The sequence below is a fragment of the Shimia sp. FJ5 genome, assembly GCF_032918335.1.
Classification (GTDB): Bacteria; Pseudomonadota; Alphaproteobacteria; order Rhodobacterales; family Rhodobacteraceae; genus Shimia; species Shimia aestuarii_A.
On record NZ_JAWJUV010000019.1, the window covers coordinates 1 to 971 of the forward strand.

Annotated in this window: 1 protein-coding gene; it reads left to right on the forward strand. The window is 61.4% G+C overall.

The features are described 5' to 3' along the window. Positions 1-971 (forward strand): elongation factor Tu (gene tuf / locus R1W01_RS18380; RefSeq protein WP_317275467.1); only part of this gene is annotated, 971 nt, incomplete at both ends.

The window sequence follows — 971 nt, forward strand, 5'->3', positions numbered from 1 at the left end:
AAACCGCACTGCAACATCGGCACGATTGGTCACGTTGACCACGGCAAGACGACCCTGACGGCAGCGATCACCAAGCAATTTGGTGACTTCAAAGCCTATGACGAGATTGACGGCGCGCCGGAAGAGAAAGCCCGCGGCATCACCATCTCGACCGCGCACGTGGAATACGAGACCGACGCGCGTCACTACGCCCACGTCGACTGCCCCGGCCACGCCGACTACGTGAAAAACATGATCACCGGTGCGGCCCAGATGGACGGCGCGATCCTGGTTGTGAACGCTGCTGACGGCCCGATGCCGCAGACCCGCGAGCACATCCTGCTTGGCCGTCAGGTCGGCATCCCGGCGATGGTCGTGTTCCTCAACAAAGTTGACCAGGTCGACGACGAAGAGCTCCTCGAGCTCGTCGAGATGGAAGTGCGTGAACTTCTCTCCGAGTACGACTTCCCGGGCGACGATATTCCGATCATCGCGGGTTCGGCTCTGGCCGCTCTCGAAGGTCGCGACCCGGAAATCGGCGAGCAGAAGATTGCTGAGCTGATGGCCGCTGTTGACGAGTACATCCCGCAGCCGCCGCGCGCCACCGACCAGCCGTTCCTGATGCCGATCGAAGACGTGTTCTCGATCTCGGGTCGTGGTACGGTTGTGACCGGCCGTGTTGAGCGTGGTGTGATCAACGTGGGCGACGAGATCGAAATCGTCGGCATCAAGGACACCCAGAAGACGACCTGTACCGGCGTTGAAATGTTCCGCAAGCTGCTTGACCGCGGTGAAGCAGGCGACAACATCGGCGCGCTGCTGCGCGGTGTGGACCGTGAAGCGGTTGAGCGTGGTCAGGTTCTCTGCAAGCCGGGCTCCGTGAACCCGCACACCAAGTTCGAAGCCGAAGCCTACATCCTGACCAAGGATGAAGGTGGCCGTCACACGCCGTTCTTCGCGAACTACCGTCCGCAGTTCTACTTCCGCACGAC